The organism is Massilia sp. CFBP9026 (genome assembly GCF_034045165.1).
GTDB lineage: Bacteria > Pseudomonadota > Gammaproteobacteria > Burkholderiales > Burkholderiaceae_D > Telluria > Telluria arenae.
The window spans coordinates 254,358-280,458 of record NZ_JAXCWH010000007.1; the positions used below are offsets into that span (position 1 = coordinate 254,358).

Below are 26,101 nucleotides of genomic sequence, written 5' to 3' on the forward strand. Positions count from 1 at the left end.
AGCCCCCGTTTGTTGTCATTGTAGCAGCGTCGGCCGCAAAGAACCGAGTCATGCCGGCCGGCATGACGAAGGATTCAACCTACATGTTGCTGGACCCACGCCATCAGGCGTCCCGCATCCATGGCGCCCGACTGGCGCGCGATCTCGCGTCCGCCCTTGAACAGCGCGAGGGTCGGGATGCTGCGGATCGCGAAGCGTCCGGACAAATCCTGCGAACGCTCGGTATCGACCTTCAACAGGCGCACCTTCGGTTCCAGGCGCTGGGCGGCCTGGGCATAGGCCGGCGCCATCATCTTGCACGGGCCACACCATTCAGCCCAGAAGTCGACCAATACCGGGATATCGTTGCGGCCCAGGTGGCGCTCGAAGCGGGCGCTGTCGACGTCCAGCGGGCGCCCGGTGAAGATGGCTTGCGAGCATTTGCCGCAGGTAGGGGCGTCCTGCAGGCGCGCCTGCGGCATGCGGTTGACCGCATCGCAATGCGGACAGACGACGTGGAGCGGGTCGCTCATGGTGTTCTCCTTCATCTAAAACGATGACGGTATTGTAAGCGGCGCCGTGCAATCCCGTCGCCGGCCCAGCCATGCGCCGCGCCTGGCCCGACTTGCATAGAATTGTGGAAACGACACGACCACGATAGTCCGATGCCTCAATCCGAATCCACCGGGCGCCTGCGCGTCGGCTGCGCCGGCTGGAGCCTGCCATCAGCTTGCGCCGACGCCTTTCCCGCCGAGGGCAGCCACCTGGAACGCTATTCCGCCGTCTTTCCCACGGTGGAAATCAATTCCTCGTTCTACAAACCGCACAAGCCGGAAACCTATGCCCGCTGGGCCGCCAGCGTGCCGGACGACTTTCGCTTCGCCGTCAAGGTGCCGCGCGCGATCACGCACGAGGCGCGCCTGATCGAGGTCGACGAACAGCTCGACCGCTTCCAGCGCGAGGCCGGCATGCTGGGCCATAAGCTCGGCTGCCTGCTGGTGCAACTACCGCCACGCTTCGGCTTCACCGACGCACCGGCGCACGCCTTTTTCGACGACTTGCGCACCCGCTTCGGCTGCAGCGTCGCCTTCGAGGCGCGCCATGCCAGCTGGTTTTCCGAGCCGGCCACGGCCTTGCTGCGCGAATGCGGCGTGATCCGCGTGATCGCCGATCCGGCCGCCGGCCAGCCGGGACCGCACGAGCCCACCAGCGACAGCGAGGCCTATGTGCGCCTGCATGGTGCGCCGCGCATCTATTACTCGCGTTACTCGCAAGAAGAGATCGCGCGCTGGCGCGCCGAGTTCGATGCGCAGGTCGCGCAGGGACGCAAGGTCTGGTGTATCTTCGATAACACGGCGGAAGGCGCGTCTGTCCCGAATGCTTTGGAATTGATGCACGGACAGGTCATGCAGGCAATGTAGGATTTTGCGATACTGCTGGCATCATGGTGACCGCGACATTTCGTTTTTATCAGGAACTCGGCGACTTCCTGCCGCGCGAGCGGCGCGACCGCACCTTCGCCGCCGACTGCGCGCATAGGTCGACCGCCAAGCACATGATCGAGGCGCTCGGCGTGCCGCATACCGAGGTCGAGATGGTGCTGGTCAATGGGGACGAAAGCGGTTTCGATCGGGTGCTGGAAGAGGGCGACCACGTCGCCGTGTATGCGCGCTTCGAACTGCTGGAAGTCGGCCCGCATGGCGGCCCGGGACCGGAGAGGCTGCGAGAACGCCCGCGCGAGCGCATGCGCTTCGTTGCCGACTCGCACCTGGGCGGCCTGGCGCGCCTGCTGCGCATGGCCGGCTACGATACGCTGTACGACAACCATTACCATGATGACGAGGTCGAGGACCTGGCCGAGAACGACGATCGCATCGTCCTGACGCGCGATCGCGAGCTGCTCAAGCGGCGCTCGATCGTGCATGGCTGCTACATCCACTCCCTCGATCTGCCGCAGCAGCTGCGCGAGCTGTTCGAGCGGCTCGACCTGGCCGGCGGCGCACGTCCGTTTTCGCTGTGCCTGCACTGCAATGTGTCGCTGCGCGCGGTGGAGAAGGCCGATGTGCTCGATCGCCTTCCCCCATCGGTGAGCGCGCTGCACGACAGCTTCACCGCCTGCGACAACTGCCTGCGGGTTTACTGGAACGGCTCGCACTACAAGCGCATGGCGGCGCTGCTGGCGGCGGTGGGCCAGCGCGAGCAAGGCTCCCTGGACGACTTTGCCGATGTAGAATCGCCCGAGGACCCCGACTTCCATTCGTGAGCGTGACAATCTCCGCCGCAACACCATCCCATTCGCCGGCGCCTGTTGCCGGCATGCCCCTGCGGGTCGAGTGCCCGCCGGGCGCCTGCGTGTGCGCGCGTGAGCAGGTGCTGGCCGACCCGGCGGCCGACCAGCGTCCCCTGCTGATCACGCGCCAGCAGGAACTGAAGCTGATCGAGCGCATCGGGCGCGTCGACAGCTATGCCGACCTGCGGCACGTGCAGGACCTGATCCGCAAGAACGTCGGCAGCGAGCTGCGCATCGCCCCCGGCCCCAACGAAGTGCGCACGGTGCGCGGCATCGTGATCGTGCTCGAGGAGTGTCCCGGTCTGTGCAAGAAGCTGCGCCAGTCGGTGCCGGCGGCGGTGCGTCGCCGCCTGGCCGAGCGGCCCGAGATCGCGTGGGCGATCCTCGATGCGCACGACCTGTTCGGCGCGGGCTGAAGCGAAATTGGTGCGGTGCAGTGAGTACCCTGCGCGCGATTCGTCCGGCTCTTATACAATCGATGTCAGAGCGGCATCGGCCGCCCGTGAACCACCGCGCGCGGCCTCGTTCCCGCGCGCAGCATCCTGGAGAATCCCATGTCGGGCTATAGCATCAATATCGAAGAAAAAACGCTTGCAGGAAACAACTTCCGTGAAGTGCTCTACACCACCAAGCGCAGCCAGCTGGTCATCATGACGCTGCAGCCGGGTGAAGAGATCGGCCTCGAGCACCACGATGGCCACGACCAGTTCATCCGCGTCGAAGCGGGCGAGGGCGTGGCGCTGCTGGACGGCGAAGAGCACAAGCTCGAAGACGGCGTGGCCGTCGTGATCCCGGCCGGTACCGAGCACAACGTCATCAATACCTCGAAGACCGAGCCGATGCGTCTGTATACCCTGTACACCCCGCCGGAGCACCCGGACGGCATCATCCACGCCACCAAGGCCGAAGCCGACGAGTACGAACGCCAGCACGGGCACTGATCTTCAGCGTACGGCGGTCGACCGGGAGGGCAGCGAGTCGCTCCCGGCGGTCGCCTGGGCGGTCATGTCAAGCCCAGGTCCAAACGCAGCCTGGTGACAATGAAGTAGGTGAGAAGTCCCAGGGCCAGCAGCGACAGGAAGAAGATGGCGGCCACCTTGGCCGCCGCGCGCAGCACCGCGCGCCTCTCCTGTATCTTCCCTTTCTTTCCCTGGTCGTAATGCCATTTGATGGCGAAGAACATGCCCGTGCCCAGCACGAGTCCCTTGAAGATGACGAAGACGACAGGGATCCATTCCATGATTTCGAGTATTTCCGGCTATGACTTGACACTATCTTGAGGAGCGCAACCTCGGGACGTTTTACGGGTATGGCGTAGAGTGCCAGCGCATTGAGGCATACTACTTGAAAGCAATCTCCATACATCGAGACAAAATGTCCCAGTTGAAATCCATACAAGATGAACTTGTACCAAGCTGGTTGCCACGGCTGGCCATGCACGGCGGCCCCCGGTTTTTGCAGATTGCCGATGCCTTGCAGGCGGCGCTGGTGGATGGATCGCTGAAACCGGGCGACCGTCTACCGCCGCAGCGCCTGCTAGCGGCGCAGCTGGACGTCGACCTGACGACGGTCACGCGCGCCTACGACGAGGCCAGGCGCCGCAACTTGCTGGAAGGCCGTGGCGCCCGCGGCACGTATGTCGCGGCGCCGAAAGTCGAATTGAACCCGATCCTCGACCTGAGCATGAATACGCCACCGCCGCCGGATGGCGTGGACTTCGACGACATGATGAAGCAAGGTTTGTCGCAAGTCCTGATGCGGGCGGATAGTGAATTGCTGATGACTTACCACCTGGGCGGGGGCAGCGACGCCGACCGCAAGGCCGGCGCCAGATGGCTCGAACCGATGTTTGGACAGCTGGATCCCGGGCAGCTCGTCGTCTGTCCGGGTGCGCAAGCGGCGATCGCCGCATCGATTCTTGCGCTGACCGAGCCTGGCGACGTTATCCTGGCCGAGCCAATGACGTATCCCGGCTTGCGTACGGCAGCGACCCAATTCGGCCGGCACATCGTCCCGGTGGAAGCGGACCGGCACGGGATGGTCCCCGAGATGCTTGAAAAAGCCTGCCGCCGGCGCCAGGCCAGGCTGGTCTACCTCAACCCGACCTTGCAGAACCCGACCGCCATCACCATGCCGGAGAGCCGGCGCAAGGAACTCGCCAGCGTCGCACGGCGCTGCGCCGTACGCATCGTGGAGGACGATCCCTACTGGCTTCTGGCCGAAGCGCCGCCACCACCCATCGCCACGTTTGCCCCTGAACAGGTGATCTATATTTCGACCCTGTCGAAATGCCTGACGCCCGGTTTGCGCGTTGCCTTCGTGCTCGTGCGCGACCCACAGGAACGCGAACGCTTCCTGGCCGCGCTGAGATCCTTCGCGCTGATGGTCGGCCCCTTGAGCGCCGCGCTGACCACGCAGTGGATACTCGACGGTTCGGCTGGCGGATTGATGGAAGGCGTACGTAATGAGGCGCGCCTGCGACACCGGATGGCACGGGATATCCTGTCGGGGCGCTATAGCGGGGCCGGAGATGGCCTGCATGTATGGCTCGAGTTGCCTGCGTATTGGACCCCGTCGCAGCTTGCGCGGGCTGCCGACAGCGAGGGCATCGCCGTCACGCCTGCCGAAGCCTTCGCGACCGGCAGCGACTCCGTGAATGCCATTCGTATCTCCCTGGGCAGCATCAAGGACCGCGGACGCCTGCAGGCGGGCCTCCAACGGCTGTCTCATCTGCTCGCGCGGCGGCCAGAGTCGTTCAGCGCCGCCGTGGTCTGACGGTCCGGGTAACACCGCGCTGCATCAGGCGAAGCCAGAACACGACAAAGCCGGCATCCGCCGGCTTTGTTTCTTACCTCGTTTCTTACTACCAGCCGTAAGGCCAGCGCGTCCCGATACTTCCACCCCAGCCACGATGACGGTGGCCATGCCAGCTGCTGCGGCCGAAGTCGAAGCCCAGGCCGATCGAGATCGGCGGATACCAGTAGCGCGGCTGTTCGACGACCACCGGCTGCGGCACGTAGACCGGCTGCTGCTGCACCCACACCGGTTGTTGCTGGACGATTACCGGCTGCTGGGTGCGATAGACCGGCGTCACCGACGTCGTCGTCCAGCCCGAGCTTGGCGCCGCAGCCGCGATCGGCGTCGAGGTCACGACGCCACCCTGGCCGGAGGCTGCGACCTGGGCGCCAGTGCCAACCGGCACCGGAGTAACGGACACGACCCGCCATTGGCTGGGGTCGGAAGGTTGCGTGTAGGTATAAGTCGGGCCGGGTGCGGCGCAGCCGGCCAGCAGACCGAGCGACCCGAGAACGATGGCAATATTTTTCATGACGGTGTCCTCCTGATATTGCCATCATACGGCCAGCATAGACAGTGTGCTGAAGGAATTACACCCTGTTACACGCGCTCGTCAGGCGCTAGGCGCCCATCAGCGAGGATAGCGCCGTCAACGGCACCGCCGCCGCCAGCGCTTCGTAACCGGCGTCGTTCGGATGAAGGCGGTCGCCACTGTCGTAGGCGGCGCGCAGACGCTGCGGCGCACTCGGATCGCGCAGCGCCAGGTCGACGTCGGCCAGCAGGTCGAACGGCAGCGCGCTGCGCATCCAGGCATTGACCGCTTGCCGTACCGCCTCGCGCGCCGGCGTGTAGTAGACGAAGCCGAGGAAGGGCGGCAGGGTCGCGCCGAGCACCGGGATGCCGTGCAGGTGGGCGCGCGTCAGCAGCTGCAGGTAGCCGGCGATCAGGTCGTTGGCCGGGATCGGCGCCGACGATGGGCTATAGACGATGTCGTTGATGCCGATGAGCACCGCCAGCCCGCGTACGCCGGCGGTGGACAGCACGTCGCGGTCGAAGCGCTCCAGCAAGTCCTTGCCGGCCAGCAGGGCGGTCGGCGTGTCGGCCAGCATGCGGTTGGCCGAGATGCCGCGGTTGACGACGCCGATGCGATTGCTGCCGAGCTCGGACTGGATGCGGCGCGCCAGGAAGTCGGGCCAGCGCCGGTTGCCGTTGGAGGTGCTGCCCACGCCATCGGTGACGGAATCGCCCACCGCCACCAGCACCGGCGCCGCGCGGTCGACGTCGACCTCGGTGAGGAAGGGCCAGGAGGCGAAGGCGCGCTGGACCGGGAGCGAGGCCTGGGCGCCGAAGTCGCCCGTGGTCGACGCATAGCTGGCCTGGTAGGCGGCGTTATGGATCGTGCTTGCCTGGACCGTGCCGGGAAAATACAGGCTGATGGCGAGGTCGGTGAGCGGCGCCACCGCCAGCGAGACCGGATCGGACACCGCCGGCGCACCGGCCGGAATCGTGACGCCCGTGCGCCCGCCGAAGGTGAGCTGGCGGCTGCTGCCGGCGGTGACGACGGCGCCGCCGGCGCGCAGGCCGATGTGGGCGCCCGTCAATCGTAGCTCGGTATCGCCCATCTCGTTCGACAGCCGGATGCGGACGCGATTGCCGCCGAGGCTGGTGCGCACGATCAGGCGCAAGGTCTGGTTGGTGAAGGTCTGCAGCGAGGCGGCCGGCGGCGGGCCGGCCGGCGCGCAGCCCCAGCCCGCGCTCCAGCGCTCGGGCAGGCCCGCCTGGGCCAGTGCGTCGGCTGCCGGCGCGGCCAGCGCGCCCGCCAGGACCGGTGCGCCGAGCAGGATGCGTCGTCGGCCCTGGTCGACGCCGTGATCGGCCTGGAGGTGCGACGTGGAAGGAGTGACAGGCGAGTCGGAGGCACTGGAATCCGGAAGGGACATGGCGGGCTCCTGAGAAAGGTCGAGAACTGGCGGTCGCGGTACGAGCGCCAGTTCACGATAGCGCAGAGCGCATGCGACGCGGGTACGGTCGCTCACATTGTTTGCGCTGCGTCGTGCGGATTTCTGATGGGAAGGGTTGCCAGCTAAAAATCAGCAGATGCCCAGGAACAGCAATGCGGAAAGGTCAGGCGAGAATGGTCAGCAAGTCGTCCAGGCCCGCGAAATTGAGGGCGACATTGGCCTGCTCGCGCACCACCGGCTTGGCGCGGAAGGCGACCGACAGGCCGGCGATGCCCATCATTTTCAGGTCGTTGGCGCCGTCGCCCATGACGATGGCCTGAGATGGATCGATGCCCAGTTCCGCGCATACACGTTGCACGGTGCGCTTCTTTTCCTCGGCGTCGACGATGCCGCCCAGCACGCGGCCGCTCAGCTTGCCGTCGATGACTTCCAGGACGTTGGCGTGGGTGTGGTCCAGGCCCAGGCGCGGCTTGAGGCGGTCGGTAAAGAATGTGAAGCCGCCCGACACCAGCAAGGTCTTGAGGCCGGCCGCCTGTACCGCCTGCAGCATCGCTTCGCCGCCCATCGAGATGCGCAGGCGCTCGTCATACACGCGCTGCAGGGCGGATGCATCCAGGCCTTCCAGCAGCGCCACGCGCCGCACCAGGCTCTCTGAAAAATCGAGCTCGCCGCGCATTGCGGCTTCGGTGATCGCGGCCACTTGCGGCTTGAGGCCCTGCATGTCCGCGATCTCATCGATGCACTCGATCGTGATCAGCGTGGAATCCATGTCCATCGCCACCAGCCTGAAGTCGGAAAGCGTACGGCCGGCCGCGATGAAGGTGGCGTCGACGCCGGCCGCGAAGGCGGCGGCGTCGATCTCCTGCTTGAGCGCGGTGCTGTAGTCGACGCCTTCGGCGCGCAAGCAGCGGGCGCCGAGCACGGTCAGTCGTTGCGGCTTGGCCAGCTGCGCCAGGCGTTCGAGGGTTGCTTGATCAGCCTGCGGTCCTTGCAGCACCAGGTTCGTGGTCATGAATGTCGTTCTCGTCAGGCGAGCAGTTGTTTGATGGTCTGTTTGATCTGGTTCACGCGCGCCGCGAGGTCTGGCATGCTGGCCGTGATGCGCAGCTTGTCCTGGCCGGCCAGCTTGATCTGGCGGTTCTTCTGGATCAGCGTGATGATCTTGATTGGATCGATCGGCGGCTTTTCCATGAAGTGCAGGCTGGCCGCTTCGCCATGGGCGTCGATCTTGACGATGCCCACGCTCTTGGCCGCGATGCGCAGGCGGTGCGTCTCGACCAGCGCTTTCACCGCGTCCGGCATCTTGCCGAAGCGGTCGATCAGTTCCTCCTGCATCGAATCGATGCGGTCCTGGCTTTCGCAGTTGGCCAGGCGCTTGTAGATCGACAGGCGCTCGTGCACGTCGCCGCAGTAGTCGGCCGGCAGCAAGGCCGGTACGTGCAGGTTGATCTCGGTGGTGGACGACAGCGGCGCCGCCAGGTCTGGCTCCTTGCCGGCCTTGAGTGAGCGCACCGCTTCGTTGAGCATGTCCGAATACAGCTGGAAGCCGATCTCGAGCATCTCTCCCGACTGGTTATCGCCCAGCACCTCGCCGGCGCCGCGGATTTCCAGGTCATGCATGGCGAGATAGAAGCCGCTGCCCAGTTCTTCCATCTGCTGGATCGCGTCCAGGCGGCGCTGCGACTGCTTGGTCAGGTTCGACAGGTCGTTCACCAGGAGGTAGGCATAGGCCTGGTGGTGCGAACGGCCGACGCGGCCGCGCAGCTGGTGCAGCTGGGCCAGGCCGAACTTGTCGGCGCGGTGCATGATGATCGTGTTCGCGGTCGGCACGTCGATGCCGGTCTCGATGATGGTCGTGCACAGCAGGATGTTGAAGCGCTGGGCCACGAAGTCGCGCATGACCTTCTCGAGGTCGCGCTCGTGCATCTGGCCGTGGGCCACGCCGATGCGCGCCTCGGGCAACAGTTCCTGCAGCATGGCGCGGCGGTTCTCGATGGTGTCCACTTCGTTGTGCAGGAAGTAGATCTGGCCGCCGCGTTTCAGTTCGCGCAGGCAGGCTTCGCGGATGATCGAACCGTCTTCGCTGCGCACGAACGTCTTGATCGCCAGGCGCTTCTGCGGCGCGGTGGCGATGATCGAAAAATCGCGCAAGCCTTCCAGCGCCATGCCCAGCGTGCGCGGGATCGGGGTCGCGGTCAGGGTCAGCACGTCGACCTCGGCGCGCAGGGCTTTCAGCGCCTCCTTCTGGCGCACGCCGAAGCGGTGTTCCTCGTCGATGATCACCAGGCCCAGGCGCGTGAATTTGACGTCCGGCGACAGCAGTTTATGGGTGCCGATCACGATGTCGAGCGTGCCGTCGGCCATGCCCTTGATCGCGTTATTGATCTCCTTGCCGGTGCGGAAGCGCGACAGCTCGGCGATCTTGACCGGCCAGTCCGCGAAGCGGTCGGCGAAGGTCTGGGCGTGCTGCTCGGCCAGCAGGGTGGTCGGGGCCAGGATCGCGACCTGCTTGCCGCCCATGACGGCGATGAAGGCGGCGCGCAGCGCGACCTCGGTCTTGCCGAAGCCGACGTCGCCGCACACCAGGCGGTCCATCGGCCGGCCCGAGGTCATGTCCTTGATCACGTTGTGGATGGCTTCGGCCTGGTCCGGCGTTTCGTCGAAGCCGAAGCTCTGGGCGAAGTTTTCGTAGTCGATATTCGAGTATTCGAAGGCGTGGCCCTGGCGCGCGGCGCGCCGCGCGTACAGGTTCAGCAGCTCGGCGGCAGTATCGCGCACCTGCTCGGCGGCCTTGCGCTTGGCCTTTTCCCACTGGCCCGAGCCGAGCGAGTGCAGCGGCGCGTCCTCGGGCGAGGTGCCGGAATAACGCGAGATCACGTGCAGCTGCGAGACGGGCACATACAGCTTGGTGTCCTTGGCGTACTCCAGGTGCAGGAACTCGGTCTCGCCTTCGCCCAGGTCCATGCTCGTCAGGCCCATGTAGCGGCCGATGCCGTGGTTGATGTGGACCACCGGATCGCCGATCTTGAGCTCCGACAGGTCGCGCACCATCGATTCGACCTGGCTGGTCGCTTCCTGCTTCTTCTTGCCGGCGCGCCGGCCCGAACCCGCATACAGCTCGGTCTCGGTGATGAAGACCAGATGGCCCGATTCTGCATCGAGCAGCTCGAAGCCCGCCTGCAGCGGGGCCACGCCCAGCGCGAGCCTGGCGTCGCTATGGCGGAAGCCTTCGAAGCCCTCCACCGGCGTCAGATCGAGCTTGTATTCGCCGAAGTACTGCTGCAAGGTCTCGCGTCGGCCGGCCGAATCGGCGCAGATCATCACGCGCGTGTCGCTGCGCTGCAGGTAGGCGCGCAGATTGGTCAGCGGGTCGTCCAGCCGGCGGTTGACGGCGATGTCGGGGATCGGCGCCGACAACTCCGAGGCTGGTGCTGCCGGGTCGCGAGCGATATTCCAGCGGCCGTGCGGCTTGATGCAGGTGAAGAACTGCTCGGCGCCGAGGAACAGCTCCTGCGGCTCCAGGATCGGTCGTTCGCGGTCGCTTTTCAGGAAGCGGTAGCGCGACTCGGTATCGAGCCAGAAGCGCTGGATCGCCGCGTCGATATCGCCTACCAGGGCCACCGGCGACTCGTCGGGCAGGTAGTTGAACAGGTTGGCCGTCTCTTCGAAGAACAGCGGCAGGTAGTATTCGATGCCGGCCGAGGCGATGCCGTTGCCGATGTCGCGATAGATCGGCGAGCGGGTGGGATCGCCCTCGAAACGCTCGCGCCAGCGGCCGCGGAAGGCGGTGCGGGCCGCGTCGTCCATTGGGAATTCGCGGCCCGGCAGCAGGCGCACCTCTTTCACCGGGTAGAGCGAGCGCTGGGTATCGGCGTCAAACGTCCGGATCGATTCGATGTCGTCGCCGAACAGGTCGAGCCGGTAGGGCAGTACGGAGCCCATCGGGAACAGGTCGATCAGGCCGCCGCGCACCGAATATTCGCCGGGCGACATCACCTGCGAGACGTGGGTATAGCCGGCCAGCGTCAGCTGGGCCTTCAGCCTGGCTTCGTCCAGGCGTTCGCCCTGGCGGAAGAAGAAGGTGTAGGCGGCCAGGAAGGAAGGCGGCGCCAGGCGCACCAGCGCCGTGGTGGCTGGCGCCACCAGCACGTCGCACTGGCCGTTGCGGATCTCGTGCAGGGTGGCCAGGCGTTCCGACACCAGGTCCTGGTGCGGCGAGAACGCGTCATAGGGCAGCGTTTCCCAGTCCGGCAGCAGGTGGCAGGACAGCTTGCCGTCCGCAAACCAGGGGATTTCGTCGAGCAGGCGCTGGCCGTCGCTCGCATTGGCGACGACGACGGTGAGCATCTGGCCGTTGGCCTTCAGTGCCAGCGCGGCGGTGGCGAGGGCATACGCATCGGACGAGCCGTGCGCCAGCGGCAGCACGAAACGCTGGCCTGGTTTGGGGAGGTGTTTCTTGAGATCGAAAGGCATGCAGCGTGCTGTTACGTTCGCGTCAAAAGTAGGCGTCAATTATAGACGAAGGCGCACCAGGCCGCCCTGACGCTTGCATCGCCTCCGTTTACGTAATATTCTAAGTTACGAAAAAACTCCGACGAGGAATCCGATGTCCCATTTTCACGATCCGGCCATGGTGGCGCGCTACCACGAGGGCCCGCCGAAATTCGTCCCCGGCTTCGCCGACATGCAGCGCATGGCGCGGGTATTGCTGGCCGAGCGCGCGCCGTTTGACGCGCGGGTGCTGGTGCTGGGCGCCGGCGGCGGCCTGGAACTGAAGGCCTTCGCGGACGGCCAGCCGCGGTGGACCTTCGACGGCGTCGACCCGTCGGCCGCGATGCTCGACCTGGCGCGGCAACTGGTCGCGGCGCACGGTGACCGGGTGCGCCTGCACCAGGGCTATGTCGACGCCGCGCCCGAGGGACCTTTCGACGCCGCCGCCTGCCTGCTGACCATGCACTTCATGCCGCCGGAAGAGCGCCGTCATGCGCTGGGCGCAATGCATGCGCGCCTCAACCCCGGCAGCCCCTTCGTTGTCATGCACATGAGCGTCACCGGTGGAGCCGAAGAACGCGCGCGCTGGATGGCGCGCGACGAAGCCTTTGCGGTGGCCGGCGGGGTGGCGCCGGAGATGGCGCGCCAGCGGCGCGAAGGCATCGCGGCCAGCCTGACGGTGCTGGCGCCGCAGGAAGACGAAGCCCTGCTGCGCGAGGCCGGCTTCAGCGATATCGAGGTGTTCCATGTGGGAGGGGTGTTCCGGGGCTGGATCTGCCGCGCCTGAATAGGGGGAATGGTTGTGGTTGGGCCGAAACTCGCGCATCATCCTGTTTTCACAGCATAAAGACAGGAGACATCCATGCGCGCAGGCCTGGCCGCCATATCCCTATCGATCGCATCCATGCTGCCCGCAGCCGCGCATGCGGCGCCACCCACCGACCTGGTCCTGTTCGACGGCGCGCCGCGCCAGGGCGTGACCGTATCGGTGGTCGCTCCCAGGACCGAACACGTCCTGCGGGGCGAGCGCGTCGATGCCGCCATAGGCCTGCGCGCGAGGCTTTCGGGCAGCGCGATCAGGCTGGTGCGCAGCGAAGGGCCGCGCGGCAGCGGGGCCTTGACACTGCGCTGGAATGACATCTGGAAGAGCGGCGTGCGCCTTTCCGGCCCGTCGTTCGACCTTCGCCCTTACCTGCCGGCGGGTACGCTGGCCTTCGACCTCAAGGTCGATGCGCTGGACAAGGGCGGGATCCTGTTCCGGGTCGGTTGCGGCAGCGACTGCGAGCGCCATGTCTCCTGGGTCCTGCCGGGACGCGCCGCCCAGGGCAAGGGCTGGCAGCGCATCGTGCTGTCGATGTCGTGCTTCGCGCGCGACGGCGACGATTTTGGCGCCGTGACGCGGCCGTTCCTGCTCGAAGGCACCGGCAGCGGACAGGTCGCCATCGCCAATGTGGCGTTCGCGCAGGGCGGCAAGCCCAATATGCCATGCCCCGACTGGCGCACGGTGGCGGTCACGCCCGACACCCTCAACGAATCGTGGTCCACTTCATGGTGGCTGCCGCGCCATCGGCAGAAGCTGGAGGAGGCCAGGCAAATGGTCGCCGAAGGCCGCAGCCCGCAACTGGTCTTCATCGGCGATTCGATCACCCAGGGTTGGGAAAAGGAGGGTGCGCAGGTGTGGCAGCAGCATTACGCGCGCCACGATGCGCTGGCGCTGGGCTTCGGCGGCGATCGCACCGAGAACGTGCTGTGGCGCCTGCGGAACGGCGAGGTGGACGGCATCGACCCGAAGGTGGCGGTGCTCCTGATCGGCACCAACAACACGGGGCATCGGCGCGACTTCCCCGCCATCACCGCAGGCGGCATCGAACGCAATCTCGAGGAGCTCAAGCAGCGCCTGCCGCGCACGCGGATCCTGCTGCTGGCGATCTTCCCGCGCGATGCGGCGGCCGACGGCCCGCTGCGCCGCCTCAACGATCAGGTCAACGCGCGCCTGCCGGCGCTGGCCGACGGGCGTCGCGTGTTCTTCATGGATGTGAACAAGGCATTCCTGGAGGCTGACGGCAGCCTGCCGGCGAGCGTGATGCCGGACTGGCTTCATCCCAACGAAGCCGGCTACGCCATCTGGGCCAAGGCTATGCAGCCGGAGCTGGATCGCCTGATGGCGCTGCCGCGCCTGTAGGCATGCCCAGCCCTGTGTCGGCCGCGCGCCGGTTCGCAACCCCGAACGGCACGTGTACCATCGGGATCGTGCCGCCTGGGCCGGAGGTGAGGTGGGTGAGCTGGTCGTCGAAGAAGATGTGCGGCTTGAACACCGACAGCACGCGGCTCTTGTCCATCCCGCCCAAAAAGAAGGTCTCGTCGGCGGAGACGCCCCAGCTGCCCAGGGTTGTGACGACGCGTTCGTGCGCGGGCGCGCTGCGCGCCGTGATGATGGCGATGCGCACGATGCGGCGGTAGCCAGGGTCGTCGCGCTCGGTCTCTTTTTCGAGTTGCTGGAGCATGGCCAGCTTGCGGAACATCCCGGCCAGCGGCCCGGGCTGGTGCGGGCGCGCCATGTGCAGCGTCTCGTGGGCGTGGAATTCGCCCAGGCCGTCGCGCTTGAAGACCGTCTCGGACTCGTCGTCGGCCAGCACGCCGTCGAAGTCGAAGGCCACCCGCAGCTCGATGTCGTCTGCACTTTCGTCCCGAACTTCGGCGCTGCGCGAAGGCAGCACCAGGCCGGCCGGATAGTCGACGTCGATCGCGCTCTTGACGTCTTCCTCGTTCGCGCTCAGGAACAGCGCGGCGTTAAAGGCCGGCAGGTAGGGATAGGGCGATTTTCCGGTCATGAACACCGCGCGCGAGATATCGAGGCCGTAGTGGGCGATCGAGCGCATTACGCGCAACCCCGTCTCGGGCGAGTTGCGCGAGAACAGGACGACTTCGACCGGCGCCTGCTGCGGAAAGCACTTGTTGATGCTGAGGAAGCGCCGGATGAAGGGAAAGGCCACCCCGCGTGCAAGCACGACGTCGCGCTGGCGCTCCTGGTAGGCGCGGTACTCGTCGGGGCCATGTTCGAGATAGACCTGGTGCGATTCGGACAGGTCGAACAGCGCGCTGGAGGCGACGCCGATCACGAGTTTTTCTTCGATGGGAAACGGCATTCAGGCGTCCTGTCGGTCGGATTGTTCAATCAAGCTATCGTAGACTCGGCGCGCCTCCGGCGGCAGCGCCAGCACGGCGCGCACGAACAGGGGCTGGCCGCCCCTGGCCAGCATTTGCAGCTTGGCCAGCCGGTCGGCGTCCTGCAGCAGGGTCGGCAGGGCGCCGGCGTCGCCCAGGTGCGCGATAGCGTGGCCGATCGGTGGCGGCAGTTCCCAGGCGTCGGCGATACGGGCCGAGATCAGGCGCGCCGCCGCCACCAGGCGCGAGCCGAAGGCGTCGCCGTCGGGCAGGGCGCCCGGCGGCAACAGCTGCTCGACCACGCGGAAGGCGACCACCAGCCCGACATTGTGCAGCAGGCCCGCCAGGTATGCCTCAAAGGGATCGGCTTTGTTTCGGGGCGCCAGCAGGCCGGCCGCCTGCGCGCACAGTTCGGACTGGCGCCACAGTGGCGGTGCGATCAATCGCGCCAGCGGGCCGGCCTGCTGGCTGATGATCGGGCGGAAGGCGACCCGCGCCAGCAGCATGCGCAGGCCGTTCTGGCCGAGTAGCAGCACCGCCCCTTCGAGATTGCGGATCGGGGACGCGGGCTGGTAGTAGGGGCTGTTGACCTCGCGGATCACCTCGGCGACCAGCACCGGATCCTGGGCCACCTGGCGCGCCAGCGCACCGGCGCCGGTGTCGTCCTCGCGCAGGCTGCGCAGCAGTTGCGGAATCACGGCGGGCACCCGCGGCACCAGCGCCGCCGCGTCGTGCGGATCGCGCGCCAGGCGTGCCAGCTCATCGAGCACGGGACCGTCGGGGGCGGGCTTGCCTAGCACGTGCGGGCCGGCCAGCCAGTGGAAAAAAGCGAGATCGAGGTCGAGGTCCGGCAGTGAGGCATCCTCGGCGGCGGGACGGTTGCCGGCGCCGCCGAATGGAGCGGCGGCGGGATGTCCCGCTTCGCGTGTGCCGAACAGGCGGGCGAGCCAGCGTTTCATGGGCATGCGAAGTTCAGGGGCGAGGGCATTTGTCCATTCTACCGTGAATGACAAACGGCCCGGCTGCCGCTCGCGCGGCGCCGGGCCGTTGGCTGTTTCACCTCTTACTGGCCGTTGTTCGAGCCGGTAGTGGTGTGACCGGTATTGGTCGGGGTGGAGGCACTGCCGGTGGCGTTGGCCGGGCCGGTGTTCTGCACGTCGTTCGGGCTGATGCCCATTTGCGCGTCGACGGTCGGGTTGCCGGTCGAGCCGGCCTGGGCGGCGCCAACCGAGGACGAGCCGCTGGTGGTGCCGGTGGTGTCGGTGGTGTTACATGCGGCCAGGGCAAAGGCCATCATGCTGCCCAGCAAAACAGTCTGGAGCTTTTTCATCGTGGTTCTCCTTGATTGGTAAGTAAGGGCATCATGCGAGGTCAGCCATACGCATGAAATAGGAAGAGAACGTCAATACCTGTAGGACCAGGCTCACCTATTGTGAACCTGGCCGCAAAGGTACTCAGGCCGGGTCACCGGCTGACCGGGGTATCGGTGGTCTGCTCGTTATTGCTGGTGGTGCCCGATGCGGCATTCACGCCGCTGGCGCCGTTGGCGCCGGCGTTCCAGCTATTGGTGCCACCGGTGGTGCTTGGCGTTTGCACGCCGCTGCCGATGGTCGAACCGGTGGCGCTGGCGCCGCTCATCGAATCGGTGGTGTCGGTGGTGTTGCAGGCAGCCAGGCCAAAAGCCATCATGCCAGCGAGAACTGCGCTTTGAACGGTGCGTTTCATGGTGTTCTCCTTGGGTTCTTGAGTGGTTTCATTTTCGCAACGGAATGAGTCTGCGAGAATAGGAACACGTCGGTTACCCGTGTAGGATTTCACCTTGGTAAGGCGTCAGTAACGGCGTCAGGCGGTTTCAATTTCTTGGGCCAGCCAGTCGAGCAGCTCCGGCGCCGGCAAGGGCCGGCTGAAATAATATCCCTGTACCTTATCGCAGCGCTGGTTGCGCACCACGTCCAGTTGCGAGCGGGTCTCGATGCCCTCGGCCACGGTGGTCATGCCCAGGCTCTGGGCCACCTTCACCGTCGCCTCGATCAGCACGCGGTGGTGGAAGCTGGTGTCGGCCTGGCACACGAAGGAGCGGTCGATCTTGACCGTGTCCACCGGCAGCAGGTGCAGGCTCGACAGCGACGAATAGCCGGTGCCGAAGTCGTCCAGCGCGAGCTTGACGCCGAGCCCCTTCAGCTCGTGCAGGCGTACTTGCGTGTCCTGGTCCTGGGCCGCGAGGCTTTCGGTGACTTCGAGCTGCAAGCTGGCGGGCGGCATGCCGCTCGTGCGCAGCACGGCGGCGACGCTGTCGATCCAGCCGGGCTGGCCGAGCTGGGCGCGCGACAGGTTCACCGCCATCAGGCGCGGCGCCGCTTCGTGCAGGCGCGCCTGCCAGTCCATGAAATCGCGGCAGGCGCGCGCCAGCACGAAGTCGCCCAGCGCGCCGATCAGGCCGCACTCTTCGGCCACCTGGATGAACTCGATCGGCGGCACGACGCCGCGCTGCGGATGGCGCCAGCGCACCAGCGCCTCGACGCCTGCCGCGCGGTCGACGCCGCCGTCCGGCAGCAGGCGCACCACCGGCTGGTAGACCACGAACAGCTGTTCTTCGGCCAGCGCCTGGCGCAGGTCGGCCTCGATGTCGGCGCGGCGCGCGGCGCGCTCGCGCATGCTGGCCTCGAACACCGCGTGGCGATTGCCGCCGGCGCGCTTGGCCTCGACCATGGCGATGCCGGCGTCGCGCAGCAGGCTGTCGGCGTCGTGCTCATCGTGCACATCGAGCGCTGCCGCGTCCGGCCCCCAGGCCAGGCCCAGGCTGGCGCTGCACACGATCTCGTGGCCGCCGATCACATATGGATGGGCGAGGGCGTCCAGCAGGCGCAGCGCGACCCGTTCGGCGTCGGAGCGTGCGCGCAGGCCGTCCAGCACCACCACGAATTCGTCGCCGCCGATGCGCGCGGCCAGCTGGCCGCTGCGGGCGGCGGGCTCGAACCCGCTGGCGGGCGGACGCAGGGCGCCGCGCAGGCGGTCGGCCATGTGCATCAGCAGCTGGTCGCCGCCGGCCTGGCCCAGGCTGTCGTTGAGCTGGCGGAAGCGGTCGCAGTTCAGGGTGAGCACTGCGAAGCCGTGCCCGTCCTGCGGCCGCGCGAGCAGGCGCTGCAGCTCTTCGCGCACCGCCTCGCGGTTGGGCATGCGGGTCAGGCTGTCGGTGCGGGCGGCGTTGCGCAGGCGCCGCGACAACATCTCCTGCTCGCGCTGGACTTCGAAGGTGGCGTCGGCCACGGTCGCCATCAGGCGTTCGGGGTCGAGCTTGGTCAGGTTGAGCGACAGCACCTGCAGCGAGCCGCTGGCGGCATGCTGCACGCCGACCGGCAGGCGCAGGCCTTCGCAGATCATGCCGGATGGTTCGATGAAGGCCTCGACCATCGCCGGCAGCTGGGGCGCGACCGGCGCCAGCACGTCGAACAGGTTGTCCAGCCCGGCGTCGGTGGCGAGCGGCATCAGCAGGCTCGAGGCCATCGGATTGAGCATCTCGACCGTGCCGTCGAGCGTCGTCTGGGCCAGGCCGATCGGGGCCCGGTACAGGAACTGCACCAGCGTTTCATACGCATCGACCGGCTCATGCTGCATGGGCGTTCTCCTGGTGGCGGGCGATGGCGTCCTGTGGTTTGCCGAGATCGCGCAGGATCAGGCAGTAGGCGGCGCCGTCGGCCTCGCCGGGTAGCGTTTCGCACTCCGGCAGCGGGGCGACCAGCGTGCTGCCCCAGAACACGGCGCCGTCGGCGCGCTGGCGGCGGCCCTCGTCGAGCGACCAGCCGCTGGCGTCGGCTTCGCGCAGGCGGTCCTGGCGGTATTCGGGCGCGACCGCGTCCGGCGGGTAGAAGATCGTGAACGGCCGGCCGATTGCATCGGGACCGAAGCCGGTGACGCGCTTGACGCTCGCGTTCCAGTCGCAGAGCCGGCCCTGCAGGTCGAGGCTCACCAGGGCGTAATCCTGGACCCCGGTGAGGATGGCGTTGAGCCAGGCGTCGTTCTGGCGCAGCCGGCGCTCGCGCCGTACCTGTTCGGTGATGTCGTCGATCACGGCCATGACGCGTTCGGGATCGAGCTTGAGCAGGGTGAGTGCGAGGATCTGCGGCGCGCGCTTGCCACTTCCGCCAGCTTCCAGGTAGAGGTGCAGGCCGTCGCAGATCTTGCCATAGGGCTCGCCATGCTGGGCGGTGCGCGCACGCAGTTCGGGCGCCACCTTTTCCAGGGCCGTGAACAGGTTGTCCAGGCCGCCGTCCTGCGACAGCGGCATCAGGAGCTGGGCCGCTACCGGATTGAGCATGGTGACGTCGCCCTGGGCGTTGGTCTGCACCAGGCCGACAGGCGCCAGGTACAGGAATTGGATCAGCGCCTCGTGCTCGGCGCCGAAGTCGTTGGCCTCCCTGCTCATCGGAGGCTCACCGCGGCTGGCGCTGGACCAGCACGTAGCGGTGGCTTCCGCCCGGGTTCGACAGCAGGCGCAACGCGACCTTGACCGGACGCATGCGCAAGGTCAGGACGTAGTCGATGGTGTCGTCCAGCACGCTATTGTCTTCCTGGGCGTCCTCGAAACGCTGGGCCACCATGAAATTGTTCATGCACGGCGCGACGTTGGTGAACAGGGGCTGGCCCAGCACCCGTTGGGGCGACAGGCCGGCCGCCTGGGATTCGAAGGCATTGTAGACCGTGACGCTGGTGTCGGCGCCGAAGCCAATGACGCCGAATTCGAGCGCGTCGAACTGCTCCGGCGTGCATTGGTCCAGGCGCGCAGCCAGGTCGGGCGCGTCGAAGGAGAAGGGCGTTACGGTCATGGTCTCGGATGCCGGGACGCGGCTATTGAATGTAAGTAACAGATGTTGGCATGTGAAAAGGCGCGGTGTCAATCGTGTGCGCCTTTCCACTTCACATTTTTCAATGTGCGTGCCGTTCAGACACGTCGCGCGCCTACAAATCGACCAGGTTCTCGAATCCGCCGAAGAACATGCGCTTGCCGTCGAAAGGCACGCCACCCGGCTTCATCATATCGGCCAGGCGCGGGTCCTGCATCACTTTCTCCATCACGGCGTCGCGGTGGCTGCGCGATTCATACACCGCCCAGGCCAGGATGACGGTCTCGCCGTCTTCCAGCTTGACGCTTTGCGGGAACGAGGTGTGCTCGCCCGGCTTGACGTCGTCCGCGATCCATTCGCGGTATTCGAGCGCGCCATGTTCGCGCCAGACCTGGCCGGCCAGGGTAGCCTGGGCGCGGTACTCGTCGATCTTCGATGTTGGCAAGGGAAGGACAAAACCGTCTACATACGCCATGATGATCTCCTGATGTGAGGTGATGCACGAAGTGATGTGTGAGGTATTGCTGAAAGGTGTAGCTGGAAGGTATAGCAGAAAATATGCGCGCGCCGCACCCGTCCCGGCCGGCAGACCACTGGCCGGGAACTGGTGAGACTACCACATGGCCTACCACAAGGGGTTGTGCGCGGGCGGCGGTGGCGGCGCGGCGGCTGGCGCAGGGGCAGGCGCGATCGGCGGCAAGGCCTCGATGGCCGGCCGCTCGTCGAACGGCGAGGCGTCGGGCGGCACTTCCTGGCTGCCGGGCGGCAAGTCCAGCGGCTGCTCCACGGGCGCCTGCTCGATGTCGATCGTGCGCGTCTCGCCCGCATCGATGAATTCCGGGTAGATCCAGTCGTCGCCGTCGTGCACCACGTCCTCCGGCGGCGTGCGCTGCACGGGCGGCACCTTGGCCAGCGCCACCCGCATGTAGTCGATCCAGATCGGCATGGCTAGCGTCGAGCCGAATTCGCGCCCGCCCAGCGAACGCGGTTCGTCATAGCCCATCCACGACACCGCCACCACATTGCCCGCATAGCCGGCGAACCAGCCGTCGACGGCGTCGTTGGTGGTGCCGGTCTTGCCGGCCAGGTCTTGCCGTCCGAGCTGCCTGGTGGCGCCGGCGGCGGTGCCGAAGCGGGCCACGTCGCGCAGCATGCTGTCGACCACGAAGGCGTTGCGCGCCGTGACCGCGCGGCTGGCTTCGTCCTTCGCCGACGGCGGCCTGGCCTCGAGGATGACGGCGCCGTTGCCGTCCTGGATCCTGGCGATCAGGTAGGGCTTGACCCGGTAGCCGCCGTTGGCGAACACCGCATACCCGCCGGCCAGCTGCAGCGGCGTAACGGCGCCGGTGCCGAGCGCCATCGTATAGTTCTTCGGATGGCGCGCCAGGTCGAAGCCGAAGTGCTCCAGGTACTGGTGGGCGAAATCGACCGATACCGCGCGCAGCACGCGCACCGTCGGCACGTTCTTCGATTTCACCAGCGCCTGGCGCAGCGTGACTTCGCCGTCGAACACGCCGTCGTCGTTCTGCGGCGTCCATGGCGTCTCGAGCGTGGCGCCGGGCAGCTCGATCGGCTGGTCCAGGATGCGGGTGGTCGGCGAATAGCCTTTTTCCAGCGCCGCCGAGTACACGAAGGGCTTGATGCTCGATCCCGGCTGGCGCCAGGCCTGGGTCACGTGATTGAACTTCTGCAGGTTGTAGTCGAAGCCGCCCACCAGCGCGTGGTAGGCGCCGGTATCGGCGTCGATCGCGACAAACGCGGCGGCCACTTGCGGCACCTGGGTGATGGCCCAGTCGCCGTCCTTGCCTTTCGTGATGCGGATGATGGCGCCCGGGGTGATCCTGACGTTTTCGCGTGCCTTGGCGGACAAGGCATTGGCCGCGAACTTGAGTCCGGCGCCACGGATGGTGATGTCTTCGCCGGAGAGGGTATCGACCAGCACTTCCTGCGGGCTCGCCTTGAGCACGACGGCCGGCAGCAGTCCGTCGCTGCTCGGGCGCTTCTGCAGCGCATCGACGATCGCCTCCTCGCGTTCTTCGGCGTCGGACGGCAGCTCGACGCGCGCTTCCGGGCCACGATAACCATGGCGCCCGTCATACGCCAGCACGTTGCGCCGCACCGAGTCGTAGGCGGCGTTCTGCTCGGCCGCCAGGATGGTGGTGGTGACGGTGATCCCGCGCGTGTACGATTCTTCGCCGAACTGCTGGTAGACCGTTTGACGCGCAAGTTCGGCCACGTATTCGGCGCGGGTGTCGAACGATTGGCCGGCGTCGCGCTTGACGCGCAGCGGTTCGGCCAGGGCCTGCCGGTACCGGGCCTCGTCGATTTCGCCCAGTTCCAGCAGGCGCTTGAGGATGGAGTGCTGGCGCGCCTGCGCGCGCTTGGGGTTGGACACCGGATTGGTGCGCGCCGGGTTCTGGGGCAGGCCGGCCAGCATCGCGGTCTCGGCCAGCGTGAGCTGGTCGAGCGTCTTGCCGTAATAGCTGCGCGCCGCACTCGAGAAGCCATAGGAGCGCTGGCCCAGGTAGATCTGGTTCATGTACAGCTCGAGGATCTGGTCCTTGGTGAGCGAGTCCTCGATCTTGTAGGCCAGCGCGATCTCGGTGAACTTGCGCGCGAGGGTCTTCTCGTTGGTGAGGAAGAAGTTGCGCGCCACCTGCATCGTGATGGTCGACGCGCCTTGCCGGAAGCCGCCGCGCAGGTTGGCGCGCGCTGCGCCCAGCGCGCGGATAAAGTCGATGCCGCCGTGTTCATAGAAGCGCGTGTCCTCGATCGCGAGCACGGCGGACTTCATCATGGCCGGGATCTTCGCTATCGGCACGAAGTCGCGGTGCTCGACGCCGAACTGGCCGATCAGCACATTGTCGGCCGTGTAGATCCGCAGCGGGATCTTGGGCCGGTAGTCGGTCACGGCGTCGATCGGCGGCACCTTGGGAAGGATCGCCGTCGTCACGTAGACCACGGCGCCGGCGATCGGCAGCAGGATCGCGGTCGAAGCGACAAGGATGAAGGCATGCAGGCGCTTCATGCCGAACAGGGTTTTGGTGGACTGCTTGTTGGTATCGCTCACTGCTGGACTTTCGCGGTGCGGCCCTGAGGTGGGCCAGGAGCGCCCGATTATAATCCGCTTTCAATATGCACTTTCTTTCCGTTCGTGCATGTGCGATATTCTCGCTTTGGGCCCGCCGGCGGCACGGCGGGCCGCATCAGCAACGAAGGAAATCCATGCCATTCGATTCGAAACCGGCCGGCTTCAAGCCGTACATCCCCGCCACCGCCCAGCTGCCCGAAATGACCCCGCGCGCCCTGATCATGGGCGTCATCCTGGGCATGATCTTTGGCGCGTCCTCTCTCTACCTGGTGCTCAAGGTCGGGCTGACAGTCAGCGCTTCGATCCCGGTGGCGGTGATCGCGATCACCCTGTTCGGCATGGCGAAGAAGCTCGGCGCGCGCGAATCGACGATTCTCGAGAACAGCGTGGCGCAAACGGCCGGCTCGGCCGGCGAATCGCTGGCCTTCGGCCTGGGCGTGACCATGCCGGCCATCATGATCCTCGGTTTCGACCTCGAGATCTCGCGCGTGATGCTGGTCGGCGTGCTGGGCGGCCTGCTCGGCATCCTGATGATGATCCCGCTGCGCCGCACGCTGATCGTCGACCAGCACCGCGAACTCAAATACCCGGAAGGCACGGCCTGCGCCGAGGTGCTCAAGGCCGCCGCTACCGACGTCTCGCGGGAAGCCGCGGGCGAAGTGCGCGACCCGGCGACCGCGGAAGGCAGCGACGCCATGAAGACGGCGAAACGGCGCGCGATGCTGATCTTCGGCGGCTTCGGCATCGGCATCCTGTATAAAACCCTGAGCGTGTCGTTCAAGGGCTGGCGCGACACCATCAACTTCGAGTTCGGCGCGCCGCTCAAGACCGGCAGCATCGGCGCCGAGATATCGCCCGAGCTGGTGGGCGTCGGCTACATCATCGGCCCGCGCATCGCCTACACGATGGCGGCCGGCGGCGTGCTGGCCTCGCTGATGCTGGTCCCGATGATCAAGTTTTTCGGCGAGCTGGCGACCGTGCCGCTGTCGCCGGCCACGATCCCGATCAGCGACATGACGGGCGACGACATCCGCGCCTCGTACATCCTGTACATCGGCGCCGGCGCGGTGGCGGCCGGCGGCCTGATCTCGCTGGCACGCTCGCTGCCGACGATCTGGAACGGCCTGCGCGGCGGCCTGGCCGGCGTGCGGCAAGGTTCGAAGGGCGACGAGTCGCTGCGCACCGACCGCGACATCCCGATGAAGTGGGTCGTGATCGGCTGCCTGGCCATCATCGCCATCATCTCGCTGGCTACGCCGCTGCACATGAACGTGCTGGGCGCGGTGCTGATCCTGGTGTTCGGTTTCCTGTTCGCCACCGTGTCCTCGCGCCTGACCGGCGAGATCGGCTCGTCGTCGAACCCGATCTCGGGCATGGCGGTGGCGACCCTGCTGTTCACCTGCCTGATCTTCCTGGTGATGGGCTGGACCGGCGGCCAGTACTACGTGACCGCGCTGTCGGTCGGCGCCATCGTCTGCATCGCCGCCAGCAATGCCGGCACCACCTCGCAAGACCTCAAGACCGGCTACCTGGTCGGCTCCACCCCGCGCATGCAGCAGTATGCGATCCTGTGCGGCGCCTTCGCCTCGGCCCTGATCCTGGGACCGATCCTGCTCAAGCTGAACGAAGCCGGCACCGTCTACGTGCCGGCGGCCCAGGTGGCGCCCGGCCTCACGGTCGATGCCGCGACGCTGAGCGATTCCGGGCAGCTGCAAGGCCCGCAGGCCAAGGACGATCCGAACACCTACAAGGTCTGGCACAAGACGGATACCGTGGGCGGCCCGGCCGGCAAGTACTTCGTCGACGCGGCGGGCAAGGCGGTGTACCTGGTCGACCCGGGCATCAACGGCCACCACAGCACGCGTCCGGACGGCACCGAGGTGAAGAAGTACGACGCGCCCAAGGCGGTGCTGATGTCCTACATCATCAAGGGCATCCTGGACCAGGAACTGCCGTGGACCCTGGTGCTGTTCGGCGTGATGATCGCGATCGTGCTGGAGATGGCGGGCATCGCCTCGCTGGCGTTCTCGGTCGGCGTCTATCTGCCGCTGGTGGCGACCCTGCCGATCGCGATCGGCGGCACCGTGCGCTGGCTGGCCGATCGCCGCAACAACAAGCTGCCGCAGAACGCCCATCTGAACGAAGAAGAGCGCCAGGCGGCGGGCGACCGCAGCGCGGGCGTGCTGCTGGCGTCGGGCTATATTGCCGGCGGCGCGCTGGCGGGCATCATCATCGCCATCACGGCCGGTATCTTCACCGACTTCGACGCTGCGATCGGCGCCTGGGCCAAGGTGTCGAATCCGTTCTTCGAAGGGGCGAGCGCGAACTGGCTCAGCATGATTCCGTATGGCGCCATCGTGCTGCTGCTGTGGTGGGTGGCGCGCGAAAAGGTCAGGAAGACCTAAGCGCAAACGACAACGCCGGCTTTGAGCCGGCGTTGTCGTTTTATGTGCGTGTGGTGCGTGTTGCGGTTGGACGCGTGGACGGGGAACCCGTCCACCCTACATGTGGAGGAACGTAGGGTGGACGGCTCTGCCGTCCACGCGTCCAGTAAGCGGTGGATCAGACGTAGGCCAGGTCGTGCTGGCGAATGGCGCTGTCGATCCAGTCGTCGGTACCGCTGAAGCGGTAGCCGAGTTCTTTTGCGCGGCCGGTGTCGAGCATCAGCGGCGTCACCAGGTCGAACGGCGACGGCGTGCCGGCGGTGAGCTTGCGCATGCGTGCCGGCGCATTCAGCGCCGCTCCCACGCGGCCGTGCAGCTCGTAGGCCGACAGCGCCCCATCGGCCGCGGCGTTTACCGGCCCGGTAAACGCCTGGGCGCCGGCCCAGACCAGGAAGTCGGCCGCTTCGCGCGCCTCCAGGAAGGACGTGCGTGCCTTGGCGCTGGTGTATTGCAGGGCGGCGCCCTGGCGCACCAGGTCCACATAATGCGCCAGGCGGCCGGTGAAATCGTCCGGGCCGCCCAGCACGTGGCCCAGGCGCACGGTTACCACCGGCATGCTGCCGGCGCGGTACAGATAAGCCTCGGCCTGGACCTTGCCGGCGACATAGCTGTCGATGGCGCGCGCCGGATCGTGCCATGGGTAGGCGGTATCGATCGGCTGTGCGTCGACGTGCAGCGATTCTTCGTCGAAGGCTTGCGACTGCGGTTCCAGCGCGCGGTAGACGTCGATGGTCGAGGTCATGACATAGCGGCCGACGTTGCCACCGAAGACGCGGCTCGAGATGGCGGCGTCCAGCGGTGAATAGCACATCTGGTCGTAGACGATGTCGAACTTCACACCGGCAAAGGCGGCGCGCATGGCGTGCTCGTTGCGGCGGTCGACGCGCACCCGCGTGATGCGATCGCCGAAGGGGTCCGGCGCGTAGCCGCGGGTGGCGATGGTGACGTGGTGGCCGGCCCGGACCAGGCGCTGCACCAGCAGCTTGCCGAAAAACCGGGTCCCACCGATCACGAGAATATTCTTGGGCATGGCGCTTCCTTGT

General features: G+C 66.7%; 24 protein-coding genes. 8 read left to right on the plus strand and 16 right to left on the minus strand.

Translation table 11 applies throughout. The features are described 5' to 3' along the window. Positions 1–74 precede the first annotated feature (74 nt). Positions 75–512: a thioredoxin TrxC gene (gene trxC, locus SOM28_RS18580; protein ID WP_320469012.1), complete on the minus strand. Its 438-nt coding sequence runs from the start codon at positions 510–512 to the stop codon at positions 75–77. Between the two features lie 132 nt (positions 513–644). Between trxC and SOM28_RS18585 the strand changes: the two genes are divergently transcribed. From SOM28_RS18585 to SOM28_RS18600, 4 genes are all read left to right on the plus strand, one after another. Then, positions 645–1,400, plus strand: coding sequence for a DUF72 domain-containing protein (locus SOM28_RS18585; protein ID WP_320469013.1), 756 nt, complete (start codon positions 645–647; stop codon positions 1,398–1,400). Positions 1,401–1,423: 23 nt separating this feature from the next. Continuing rightward, positions 1,424–2,242 carry a Mut7-C RNAse domain-containing protein gene (locus tag SOM28_RS18590; RefSeq protein ID WP_320469014.1) on the plus strand — a complete coding sequence of 273 codons (819 nt, stop codon included), beginning with the start codon at positions 1,424–1,426 and terminating at the stop codon, positions 2,240–2,242. Between the two features lie 53 nt (positions 2,243–2,295). Next, positions 2,296–2,685 (plus strand): hypothetical protein, encoded by a 390-nt coding sequence (locus tag SOM28_RS18595; RefSeq protein WP_320469100.1) that lies wholly within the window; start codon positions 2,296–2,298, stop codon positions 2,683–2,685. 138 nt (positions 2,686–2,823) lie between these two features. Next, positions 2,824–3,210: a cupin domain-containing protein gene (locus tag SOM28_RS18600; RefSeq protein ID WP_005670194.1), complete on the plus strand. Its 387-nt coding sequence runs from the start codon at positions 2,824–2,826 to the stop codon at positions 3,208–3,210. A 62-nt stretch (positions 3,211–3,272) separates the two neighbouring features. On the opposite strand, the gene SOM28_RS18605 is transcribed toward SOM28_RS18600, so the two are convergent. Further along, positions 3,273–3,509, minus strand: a complete 237-nt coding sequence (locus SOM28_RS18605; RefSeq protein ID WP_123072275.1) for a hypothetical protein — start codon at positions 3,507–3,509, stop codon at positions 3,273–3,275. Positions 3,510–3,643: 134 nt separating this feature from the next. Between SOM28_RS18605 and SOM28_RS18610 the strand changes: the two genes are divergently transcribed. Further along, positions 3,644–5,044 (plus strand): aminotransferase-like domain-containing protein, encoded by a 1,401-nt coding sequence (locus tag SOM28_RS18610; RefSeq protein WP_320469015.1) that lies wholly within the window; start codon positions 3,644–3,646, stop codon positions 5,042–5,044. A gap of 88 nt (positions 5,045–5,132) precedes the next feature. Here SOM28_RS18610 and SOM28_RS18615 read toward each other — a convergent pair whose 3' ends face one another. The 4 genes from SOM28_RS18615 to mfd form a co-directional block, all read right to left on the minus strand. Then, positions 5,133–5,597 (minus strand): hypothetical protein, encoded by a 465-nt coding sequence (locus SOM28_RS18615; protein ID WP_320469016.1) that lies wholly within the window; start codon positions 5,595–5,597, stop codon positions 5,133–5,135. Between the two features lie 88 nt (positions 5,598–5,685). Then, positions 5,686–7,005, minus strand: coding sequence for an SGNH/GDSL hydrolase family protein (locus SOM28_RS18620; protein WP_320469017.1), 1,320 nt, complete (start codon positions 7,003–7,005; stop codon positions 5,686–5,688). Between the two features lie 184 nt (positions 7,006–7,189). After that, complete coding sequence (gene serB / locus SOM28_RS18625) at positions 7,190–8,038, minus strand: phosphoserine phosphatase SerB (protein WP_320469018.1); 849 nt, start codon at positions 8,036–8,038, stop codon at positions 7,190–7,192. A gap of 14 nt (positions 8,039–8,052) precedes the next feature. After that, positions 8,053–11,499, minus strand: a complete 3,447-nt coding sequence (gene mfd, locus SOM28_RS18630) for a transcription-repair coupling factor (RefSeq protein WP_320469019.1) — start codon at positions 11,497–11,499, stop codon at positions 8,053–8,055. Positions 11,500–11,632: 133 nt separating this feature from the next. On the opposite strand from mfd, the gene SOM28_RS18635 reads away from it, so the two are divergent. Together SOM28_RS18635 and SOM28_RS18640 are read left to right on the plus strand one after the other, a co-directional pair. Continuing rightward, entirely contained in the window at positions 11,633–12,304 is a 672-nt protein-coding gene (locus tag SOM28_RS18635; protein WP_320469020.1) for a class I SAM-dependent methyltransferase, read from the plus strand. A 75-nt stretch (positions 12,305–12,379) separates the two neighbouring features. After that, positions 12,380–13,699: a GDSL-type esterase/lipase family protein gene (locus SOM28_RS18640; protein ID WP_320469021.1), complete on the plus strand. Its 1,320-nt coding sequence runs from the start codon at positions 12,380–12,382 to the stop codon at positions 13,697–13,699. On the opposite strand, the gene SOM28_RS18645 is transcribed toward SOM28_RS18640, so the two are convergent. The 9 genes from SOM28_RS18645 to SOM28_RS18685 form a co-directional block, all read right to left on the minus strand. After that, on the minus strand, positions 13,653–14,663 hold the full coding sequence (locus SOM28_RS18645) for a 5'-nucleotidase (RefSeq protein ID WP_320469022.1): 1,011 nt from the start codon (positions 14,661–14,663) through the stop codon (positions 13,653–13,655). The genes SOM28_RS18640 and SOM28_RS18645 overlap by 47 nt on opposite strands. Beyond that, the gene (locus tag SOM28_RS18650; protein WP_320469023.1) at positions 14,664–15,641 is read right to left on the minus strand and encodes an HDOD domain-containing protein; all 978 of its coding nucleotides are present in this window, start codon (positions 15,639–15,641) and stop codon (positions 14,664–14,666) included. A 104-nt stretch (positions 15,642–15,745) separates the two neighbouring features. Beyond that, positions 15,746–16,012 carry a hypothetical protein gene (locus SOM28_RS18655; RefSeq protein WP_123071443.1) on the minus strand — a complete coding sequence of 89 codons (267 nt, stop codon included), beginning with the start codon at positions 16,010–16,012 and terminating at the stop codon, positions 15,746–15,748. 134 nt (positions 16,013–16,146) lie between these two features. Then, positions 16,147–16,407 (minus strand): hypothetical protein, encoded by a 261-nt coding sequence (locus tag SOM28_RS18660; RefSeq protein ID WP_320469024.1) that lies wholly within the window; start codon positions 16,405–16,407, stop codon positions 16,147–16,149. A 117-nt stretch (positions 16,408–16,524) separates the two neighbouring features. Then, positions 16,525–18,297 carry a putative bifunctional diguanylate cyclase/phosphodiesterase gene (locus SOM28_RS18665; RefSeq protein ID WP_320469025.1) on the minus strand — a complete coding sequence of 591 codons (1,773 nt, stop codon included), beginning with the start codon at positions 18,295–18,297 and terminating at the stop codon, positions 16,525–16,527. Continuing rightward, positions 18,287–19,105, minus strand: a complete 819-nt coding sequence (locus SOM28_RS18670; protein WP_320469026.1) for a PAS domain-containing protein — start codon at positions 19,103–19,105, stop codon at positions 18,287–18,289. Before SOM28_RS18670 ends, SOM28_RS18665 begins: the two co-directional genes overlap by 11 nt. Positions 19,106–19,112: 7 nt before the next feature. Further along, positions 19,113–19,505, minus strand: a complete 393-nt coding sequence (locus SOM28_RS18675) for a phosphonate transporter (RefSeq protein ID WP_123071439.1) — start codon at positions 19,503–19,505, stop codon at positions 19,113–19,115. Between the two features lie 133 nt (positions 19,506–19,638). Further along, on the minus strand, positions 19,639–19,998 hold the full coding sequence (locus SOM28_RS18680; protein WP_123071438.1) for a DUF1428 domain-containing protein: 360 nt from the start codon (positions 19,996–19,998) through the stop codon (positions 19,639–19,641). A 150-nt stretch (positions 19,999–20,148) separates the two neighbouring features. Beyond that, complete coding sequence (locus SOM28_RS18685) at positions 20,149–22,551, minus strand: penicillin-binding protein 1A (protein ID WP_414675182.1); 2,403 nt, start codon at positions 22,549–22,551, stop codon at positions 20,149–20,151. Positions 22,552–22,748: 197 nt separating this feature from the next. Here SOM28_RS18685 and SOM28_RS18690 point away from each other — a divergent pair, with 197 nt between their 5' ends. Beyond that, a complete protein-coding gene (locus SOM28_RS18690; protein ID WP_320469028.1) occupies positions 22,749–25,019 on the plus strand; it encodes an OPT family oligopeptide transporter in 2,271 nt (756 codons plus the stop codon). 157 nt (positions 25,020–25,176) lie between these two features. On the opposite strand, the gene SOM28_RS18695 is transcribed toward SOM28_RS18690, so the two are convergent. Further along, positions 25,177–26,088, minus strand: coding sequence for an NAD-dependent epimerase/dehydratase family protein (locus SOM28_RS18695; protein WP_123071058.1), 912 nt, complete (start codon positions 26,086–26,088; stop codon positions 25,177–25,179). Positions 26,089–26,101 lie beyond the last annotated feature (13 nt).

Coding starts and splice junctions, on each gene's coding strand:
- trxC (WP_320469012.1), bottom strand. CDS start 512: ATGAGCGACCCGCTCCACGTCGTCTGTCCGCATTGCGATGCGGTCAAC.
- SOM28_RS18585 (WP_320469013.1), top strand. CDS start 645: ATGCCTCAATCCGAATCCACCGGGCGCCTGCGCGTCGGCTGCGCCGGC.
- SOM28_RS18590 (WP_320469014.1), top strand. CDS start 1,424: ATGGTGACCGCGACATTTCGTTTTTATCAGGAACTCGGCGACTTCCTG.
- SOM28_RS18595 (WP_320469100.1), top strand. CDS start 2,296: ATGCCCCTGCGGGTCGAGTGCCCGCCGGGCGCCTGCGTGTGCGCGCGT.
- SOM28_RS18600 (WP_005670194.1), top strand. CDS start 2,824: ATGTCGGGCTATAGCATCAATATCGAAGAAAAAACGCTTGCAGGAAAC.
- SOM28_RS18605 (WP_123072275.1), bottom strand. CDS start 3,509: ATGGAATGGATCCCTGTCGTCTTCGTCATCTTCAAGGGACTCGTGCTG.
- SOM28_RS18610 (WP_320469015.1), top strand. CDS start 3,644: ATGTCCCAGTTGAAATCCATACAAGATGAACTTGTACCAAGCTGGTTG.
- SOM28_RS18615 (WP_320469016.1), bottom strand. CDS start 5,597: ATGAAAAATATTGCCATCGTTCTCGGGTCGCTCGGTCTGCTGGCCGGC.
- SOM28_RS18620 (WP_320469017.1), bottom strand. CDS start 7,005: ATGTCCCTTCCGGATTCCAGTGCCTCCGACTCGCCTGTCACTCCTTCC.
- serB (WP_320469018.1), bottom strand. CDS start 8,038: ATGACCACGAACCTGGTGCTGCAAGGACCGCAGGCTGATCAAGCAACC.
- mfd (WP_320469019.1), bottom strand. CDS start 11,499: ATGCCTTTCGATCTCAAGAAACACCTCCCCAAACCAGGCCAGCGTTTC.
- SOM28_RS18635 (WP_320469020.1), top strand. CDS start 11,633: ATGTCCCATTTTCACGATCCGGCCATGGTGGCGCGCTACCACGAGGGC.
- SOM28_RS18640 (WP_320469021.1), top strand. CDS start 12,380: ATGCGCGCAGGCCTGGCCGCCATATCCCTATCGATCGCATCCATGCTG.
- SOM28_RS18645 (WP_320469022.1), bottom strand. CDS start 14,663: ATGCCGTTTCCCATCGAAGAAAAACTCGTGATCGGCGTCGCCTCCAGC.
- SOM28_RS18650 (WP_320469023.1), bottom strand. CDS start 15,641: ATGAAACGCTGGCTCGCCCGCCTGTTCGGCACACGCGAAGCGGGACAT.
- SOM28_RS18655 (WP_123071443.1), bottom strand. CDS start 16,012: ATGAAAAAGCTCCAGACTGTTTTGCTGGGCAGCATGATGGCCTTTGCC.
- SOM28_RS18660 (WP_320469024.1), bottom strand. CDS start 16,407: ATGAAACGCACCGTTCAAAGCGCAGTTCTCGCTGGCATGATGGCTTTT.
- SOM28_RS18665 (WP_320469025.1), bottom strand. CDS start 18,297: ATGCAGCATGAGCCGGTCGATGCGTATGAAACGCTGGTGCAGTTCCTG.
- SOM28_RS18670 (WP_320469026.1), bottom strand. CDS start 19,105: ATGAGCAGGGAGGCCAACGACTTCGGCGCCGAGCACGAGGCGCTGATC.
- SOM28_RS18675 (WP_123071439.1), bottom strand. CDS start 19,505: ATGACCGTAACGCCCTTCTCCTTCGACGCGCCCGACCTGGCTGCGCGC.
- SOM28_RS18680 (WP_123071438.1), bottom strand. CDS start 19,998: ATGGCGTATGTAGACGGTTTTGTCCTTCCCTTGCCAACATCGAAGATC.
- SOM28_RS18685 (WP_414675182.1), bottom strand. CDS start 22,551: ATGAAGCGCCTGCATGCCTTCATCCTTGTCGCTTCGACCGCGATCCTG.
- SOM28_RS18690 (WP_320469028.1), top strand. CDS start 22,749: ATGCCATTCGATTCGAAACCGGCCGGCTTCAAGCCGTACATCCCCGCC.
- SOM28_RS18695 (WP_123071058.1), bottom strand. CDS start 26,088: ATGCCCAAGAATATTCTCGTGATCGGTGGGACCCGGTTTTTCGGCAAG.